This window comes from Nostoc sp., from assembly GCF_035638895.1.
Taxonomy (GTDB): domain Bacteria; phylum Cyanobacteriota; class Cyanobacteriia; order Cyanobacteriales; family Nostocaceae; genus Nostoc.
The window spans coordinates 21,177-27,899 of the sequence record NZ_DASQZC010000289.1; the positions used below are offsets into that span (position 1 = coordinate 21,177).

Consider the following 6,723-nt stretch of genomic DNA (forward strand, 5'->3'; position numbering starts at 1 on the left):
CGCGCAGACTAGGCTGGAAAATTCAAATTCAGGTTACTCCATGACAATTGCTACTTCAACCAAACCTCAAATTAACTGGGTTAATACCCTGTTTTTCATTGGACTGCATATCGGCGCTTTATTTGCCTTTGTTCCTGGCAACTTTAGCTGGACGGCAGTTGGTGTGGGTTTCTTGCTGTACTGGGTAACTGGCGGCTTAGGCGTTACTCTAGGATTTCATCGCCTTGTCACCCACCGCAGTTTTCAAACTCCCAAGTGGCTAGAGTATCTCCTGGTTTTCTTTGGGACACTCTCGTGTCAAGGAGGCCCAATTGAGTGGATCGGGACACATCGCATTCATCATCTGAACTCTGATACTGACGCTGATCCCCATGACTCTAATAAAGGGTTCTGGTGGAGCCACATGGATTGGCTGATTCATTATTGTCCCGCTCACGCTGATGTTCCTCGTTTCACCAAAGACATTGCAGAAGACCCAGTTTATCAGTTTTTAGAAAAATATTTCATTTTGATCCAGGTTGCTCTAGGCGTATTGCTTTTACTTCTGGGTGGCTGGCCCTTTGTTATTTGGGGAATTTTTGTTCGCATTGTGTGGGTTTACCACTGCACTTGGTTGGTGAACAGTGCTACTCATAAATTTGGCTATCGGAGCTATGATTCTGGGGATAAATCGACTAATTGCTGGTGGGTAGCCGTATTAGTTTTCGGTGAAGGCTGGCATAATAACCATCATGCTTTTCAATACTCAGCTCGTCATGGGCTGGAATGGTGGGAAATCGATTTAACTTGGATGACTGTTCAATTGCTACAAGCAGTTGGCCTGGCTACTAATGTGAAGTTGGCCCCAACAAAAGTTAGTTAGGAGTTAGGAATTAGGATGTGTAAGGTTTTTAGCTCATAACCGAGCACTTCTAACTCCTCACTTTTCAAAAAGCTATTTACTGGTGCGCTTGTGTCGGTTAGATTGCTATAATCCGAAGCGCTAATATTAAGAATTTTTGCGACAAGCCACTTTTTTGGTGACTTGGTGGAGGAGTTTGTTGTTTTTTAGGTGTCCATGACTACATCAATAATTAATAGCCAGAAACTAAGTGACGAGCCTGGTAATTCCAACTTTAGGCTCAAAGATATTGTCAAAACCCTGCCACGGGAATGTTTTCAGCATAACCGTCGCAAAGCTTGGACACAAGTACTGCTCAGTGTCTTGGCGGTTGCCTTGGGCTATTACAGCCTGATCATTACTCCTTGGTTTCTCTTGCCCCTAGCTTGGATTTTTACGGGCACTGCTTTAACAGGTTTTTTTGTAATTGGCCATGATTGTGGTCACAGGTCTTTTGCTAAACGTCGTTGGGTAAATGATTTGGTGGGGCACTTCTTCATGATGCCGTTGATTTACCCTTTTCACAGTTGGCGCATTAAGCATAATTATCACCATACTCATACCAACAAGCTGGATGAGGATAACGCTTGGCATCCAATCAGACCAGAAGTGTTTGAAAATTGGGATACAACCCGGCAGTCTGCTTTTAAGCTGTTCATGCGTAAACGCCTCTGGTGGGTAGGTTCCATTGGACATTGGGCTGTGGTGCATTTTGATTGGCGGAACTTCAAAACGAAAGACCAATCAAGTATCAAGCTTTCTGTGGCTGTAGTAGTTGTGTTTGCAGCGATCGCTTTCCCGATTCTGATTGCCACAACTGGTATCTGGGGATTTGTCAAGTTTTGGCTAGTGCCCTGGATGATTTACCATTTTTGGATGAGTACTTTTACTATTGTTCACCACACTGCCGCAGATGTTCCTTTTGCGACAGCGAACAAGTGGAACGAAGCTTTAGCACAGTTATTTGGCACTATTCATTGCGATTATCCGCGCTGGGTAGAAATCCTATGCCACGATATCAATGTTCATGTACCTCATCATATTTCCACTGCGATTCCTTCTTATAATTTGCGGCTAGCTTACAGCAGCATCAAAGAAAATTGGGAGCCTTATCTGCATGATGAATGTCAGTTTTCTTGGCCTTTAATGAAGCAGATTACAGACCAATGTCAACTATACACGACTGATGTTGGCTATAAGACTTTCAACGAACATTACACACAGGAATAAATAGCACTGTAATTACATTCACGCTCTTGAACCAACGAGAGCGTTTATAATGCTGTGTTTAAATAAAATCTGGCAGTTTTTTACTGACTAAAATTGTTAGGCAAATTGCCAGAAATTATCCTCTTGTGTGTTAGCGATCGCTAATGTCGTGGGCATCCTAGAGATGAGATGATTTTGTCTCAAATAAAGTTCCGATTTATATCTAACAAAAGAATCCAGTGCAATTAGATACCATCAGTTTCAACAATCCTCTTAGCAGTGAAACGTCTGAGGATACGACTAAATTACCTTTCACACTTGGGGATTTAAAAGCTGCAATTCCTGCTGAATGCTTTCAGCCCAATGTGGCAAAATCACTTTTTTACTTCTTTCGTGACATCGTGATTATCGGTTTGCTTTATGCAGTTGCTTCCTACCTGGATTCTTGGCTTTTCTTCCCGATTTTCTGGCTAATGCAAGGAACGATGTTTTGGGCTTTGTTTGTAGTCGGGCATGACTGCGGACACCAATCTTTTTCTAAGCACAAATGGCTCAATGATTTGATTGGACATCTTTCTCACACACCAATACTTGTTCCTTATCATGGTTGGCGGATTAGTCACAGAACTCATCACAAAAATACTGGCAATATTGATAACGATGAAAGCTGGTATCCTGTGACAGAATCACAATACAAGGAAATGCCCTTAGCCCAGAAGATAGGCAGATATTATGTTTTTCTCTTGGCTTATCCTGTGTATTTGTTTAAGCGTTCTCCTAATAAGGAAGGCTCCCACTTTTTACCCAGCAGTTCACTTTTCAAACCATCGGAAAAATGGGATGTCCTCACTAGTACTGTACTTTTGATTGGCATGGTAGGTTTGCTAGGTTTCCTCACCTACCAATGGGGTTGGATGTGGTTGCTAAAATATTACGCTGTGCCTTACCTCGTGTTTATAGTCTGGCTAGATTTGGTAACATTCTTGCATCACACTGAGCCAGATATTCCTTGGTATCGTGGAGAAGATTGGACTTTCTTAAAAGGCGCAATTTCTAGTATTGACCGTGATTATGGTTTGGTTAATCATATCCATCACGATATCGGTACTCATGTTGCTCACCATATATTCCTTAACATCCCTCATTACAATTTGCTAAAGGCTACTGACGCAATAAAACCAGTGATGGGTGAATATTTCCATAAATCTGAAGAACCAATTTGGAAGTCAGTATGGAATTCATGCATCAACTGCCATTTTGTTCCTGATACTGGTAGTAAGGTTTACTACACATCCAACAATAAGTTAGCTAAAGACTAAGACTCAGATTCCCGGCTTCTTTAAAGAAGTCGGGAATCTTGTATTTTTGTCAATACTTTCTGACTTGACCATTTAGTAGTGCCTGATTTAGATATTTTAGAAAAGTTGTATTAAATATTACTTAAATGCTTTACTAAAACTTACCTTTTGAGGGGCGTTAGTGTAGCCCGCCGCAGGCATCGCATATTACATTATTAGTTATTCTAACTCTGGCAGTATTTGAGCATCCTTAGCCTGCGGTAAATTTCAACTTCCTAGCTGTAAAATAAAATATAGATAAACGACGTTCGCTGATTCTTGGGCAGATCGGAAACTTTGCGCTAGACGCTCTTTCTTGCTTGTGCAGAGACACCAGTTAAGTTTATCTAAATGAGTGGCTTAAGACCATTACCTGCTAGGGTTATAAATCAGCAAAAACTAGACTATATATAGTATAGACAATTTAACCAGAAGTCTTTCCAACTTTAAAATCAGAGGTATCAATGATTATAACTAATTTTAGCAAACAAAGAAATGAATTTAAGGAACCTAAAGTACTCAAAGCTAAACCACATTGGCAAGGGCAAAATTTGAGCGATACTCCTGTTAAAAGTAAAGATAGCAAGACGGAAGATACAGCACCTGATAGTTCGATTTTAAATAACTTGAATCGTGGTCGAGTTGCTATTTTTATTGATGGCTTAAGCCTATTTCATACAGCGTTACAACTCGGTATAGAAATTGACTACGTTAAATTGCTTTGTCATTTAACTAACGGTTCAAGACTATTACGTGCTTTTTTCTATACTGGGGTTGATATCACTAATGAAAAGCAACAGGGGTTTTTATTGTGGATGCGTCGTAATGGCTATCGTGTAGTAGCGAAAGATATCGCGCAACCAGCAGAAAATTTCAAAAAATCAAATCTGAACGTAGAAATTGCTGTAGACATGATAACTTTAGCTCCTTATTATGATACTGCGGTTTTAGTCAGTGGCGATGGGGATCTAGCTTATGCTGTGAACGCCGTTAGCAGAATGGGGGTTCGGGTAGAAGTGGTAAGTCTACAAAATACCACTAGTGAAAGCTTGATTGATGTTGCTGATTGCTTCATTGACCTAGATAGTATTAAGACACACATTCAAAAAGATTCTAATATTGGCTATAGTTATCGCACGCCGTCAAATTCAAACCTTTAAAACTCAGTTCAGATCCCCGACTTCTTTAAGAAGTCGGGGATCTAGCAGTCCCTCAAAAATGGAACTGACCACTAGTTGCCAGTTCTATTTGCGTATTTGGCTTGCCCCTAATTGAAATGGATATTTTAATAGTTGAAGATGAACCAGAAATTGCTCATTTAATCGAACTCTCTTTAGAAAAAGAAGGATTTTTTTGTCGCACTAGCCGCGATGGCATGAATGCTTTGCGGATGTTTCAAGAGCAACCACCTGATTTAATCATTCTAGATTTAATGATTCCTGGTTTGGATGGGTTGGAAGTTTGTGCCAGAATTCGCCAGAAACCAGGTGCAAAAGATCCTTACATTTTAATGCTCACGGCTAAGGGTGAGGAAATTGATCGCGTTATTGGTCTATCTACTGGTGCTGACGATTATATGGTAAAACCCTTTAGCCCCAGAGAGTTAGTAGCTAGGGTGCGGGCACTATTGCGGCGTAGCCTCCGCCAAGGGGGACAGCATCAAGTCAATCGTACCCAACACTTTATTGTTGATGTAGACCAGCGCACTGCCAGTCGTCAGATGGATTCTCAGGAAGTTGAAATTTTGGACTTAACTACCCTAGAATTTAACTTGCTAACTACCTTTGTCAGCAATCCTGGTCGAGTTTGGAATCGCACTCAACTAATTGATAAACTTTGGGGAGATAACTTTTTTGGCGATGAACGAGTGGTGGATACTCATGTAGCTCGGTTGCGAAAAAAGATTGAGCCTGATTCGGCAAATCCTACTTTTATTAAAACTGTTGTTGGGGTGGGCTATAAATTTGAAGATCCTCTGGTAGGGTAAATCTTATGAAGATGGGGCTGAGAGAGCGCCTATTTTTCTCCCATTTAGTAGTAATGATTGTGGGGGTAGCTAGTCTGGTAAGCATCAGCAAAATCTCTTCCCCCCACTTGTTTATCTTGCATTTGGAACGATTAGAAAATCAGGGGTTCAACTTAATCAATGTTCGTACTAAATTGGTTACAGGATTTGAATTTGCTTGGCAGCGAAGCACTATTTGGTCAGTCTTAGTTGGTAGCACCGCAGCTGGAGGATTGAGTTACTGGGTGTCTAGACGGATTATGCAACGTTTGACAGAGATGGAACAAATCACCCAAAAATTTGCTGCTGGTCAGATGGATGCACGATTACCTCTGTCTGACATTCCAGAACTTAATAGACTGGGTGCTAGTTTCAACCGGATGGCAGCCAGTTTAGAAGGGGTAGAAGCGCGGCGGCAAGAAGTGATTGGAGACATGACCCATGAATTACGGACACCGTTAACAGTTGTACGCGGTTACTTGGAAGAACTGGCTGATGGGGAAATTGAAGCGTCTCCTGAAATTTATCGGCGTTTAGCTAAAGAAACTAGACGCTTAGAGCGGTTGGTGAACGATTTACAAGAACTGTCTAAAGCAGAAGCTGGTTATTTGCCAATTAATATCCAACGGGTAAATCTGCGTCCGTTGTTAGAGTCATTAGTGGAGAAATTTACCGACCAGCTGTTGGAGGATGGGCCAGTTCTGGTATTGCAATGTCCATCTGTGCTACCTCCTGTATTGGCAGATATTGACCGCACAGAACAGGTGTTGGTTAATTTGCTGGGTAATGCGGTGCGTTACACGAATGAAGGTTCAATTACCATTCGTGCTGGAACTGAAGCATCTCAACTCTGGATTGCGGTTATGGATACAGGTATTGGTATCGCTCTAGAAAATTTGCCTCATGTGTTTGAACGCTTCTGGCGAGCTGACCAATCGCGCGATCGCCATTCGGGAGGTACTGGTATTGGCTTAACTATTTCCCGTCGTTTGATTGAACTACAAGGCGGTCAGATTCAGGTAGAAAGCGAGTTGGGAGTTGGCAGTACGTTTCGGTTTTTTTTGCCTTTGGCTTAAGTTCAGGAGGCAGGAGATACAAGGGATTGACATAAATAAGGTAGTCACTGCTGTGTCATAGGCAATTGCTAACTTGAAAGTATCCAAAGTCTTTGTTTTTTGATGAATGCCGAGATTTTGGAAGTGCATAGAGTATGATATTATGTCTACTTTTATTTTGGCTGCTTTTTTGGTTAGTTTAGTCAGTGCTTCGGGTTATGCTGCGATCGCCTACCT

General features: G+C 41.5%; 6 protein-coding genes. All 6 read left to right on the plus strand.

Features of this window, described 5'->3' with window-relative positions; genetic code table 11:
• The first annotated feature begins 40 nt into the window (after positions 1-40).
• Complete coding sequence (locus VE944_RS14170) at positions 41-862, plus strand: acyl-CoA desaturase (protein ID WP_324978007.1); 822 nt, start codon at positions 41-43, stop codon at positions 860-862.
• A gap of 195 nt (positions 863-1,057) precedes the next feature.
• Positions 1,058-2,110: a fatty acid desaturase gene (locus VE944_RS14175; protein WP_324978009.1), complete on the plus strand. Its 1,053-nt coding sequence runs from the start codon at positions 1,058-1,060 to the stop codon at positions 2,108-2,110.
• 218 nt (positions 2,111-2,328) lie between these two features.
• On the plus strand, positions 2,329-3,408 hold the full coding sequence (locus VE944_RS14180; RefSeq protein WP_324978011.1) for a fatty acid desaturase: 1,080 nt from the start codon (positions 2,329-2,331) through the stop codon (positions 3,406-3,408).
• 482 nt (positions 3,409-3,890) lie between these two features.
• The gene (locus tag VE944_RS14185) at positions 3,891-4,586 is read left to right on the plus strand and encodes a LabA-like NYN domain-containing protein (RefSeq protein ID WP_324978013.1); all 696 of its coding nucleotides are present in this window, start codon (positions 3,891-3,893) and stop codon (positions 4,584-4,586) included.
• A 116-nt stretch (positions 4,587-4,702) separates the two neighbouring features.
• Entirely contained in the window at positions 4,703-5,413 is a 711-nt protein-coding gene (locus VE944_RS14190; RefSeq protein WP_324978015.1) for a response regulator transcription factor, read from the plus strand.
• 5 nt (positions 5,414-5,418) lie between these two features.
• Entirely contained in the window at positions 5,419-6,507 is a 1,089-nt protein-coding gene (locus VE944_RS14195) for a sensor histidine kinase (protein WP_324978017.1), read from the plus strand.
• Positions 6,508-6,723: the final 216 nt, after the last annotated feature.